The sequence below is a fragment of the Mycobacterium sp. NGS67 genome, from assembly GCF_059812185.1.
Window position 1 is genome coordinate 1 of the sequence record NZ_JCALCF010000092.1, and the last position, 396, is coordinate 396.

Consider the following 396-nt stretch of genomic DNA (forward strand, 5'->3'; position numbering starts at 1 on the left):
CTGACGATTTCCGGCGGCACATTCGACATCACCACTCAGCCGTTCACCGTTCCCCAGCTCCCGCTAACCCTCAGCGGTCTGCGCGCCGGCTCGACCGTCGGTCCCATCAACGTTCCGACCATAACGATCACCGGACCTCGGCTGAACTTCGTAGTCGGGGGCCCGGGATACACCCTGTTCGGCGGTATCACCGGCACCGTCGGCCCAATCGATATCCCGTTCTCGATCCCGGGGGGTCCGGGTTTCGGTAACACGACGGGTGCGCCGTCGTCGGGATTCTTTAACAGTGGTTCGGGTAGTTCCTCGGGCTTTTTCAACATGGGTGCGGGCAGTTCGGGATTGCAGAACCTGGGGTCGTGGGCTTCGGGTGTGGGCAATGTGGGCGAGCTGGCCTCA

General features: G+C 62.9%; 1 pseudogene. It reads left to right on the forward strand.

Annotated elements, in window-relative coordinates:
- Positions 1 to 396, forward strand: a pseudogene (locus tag AC5Y4D_RS27375) (hypothetical protein); the annotation flags it as partial.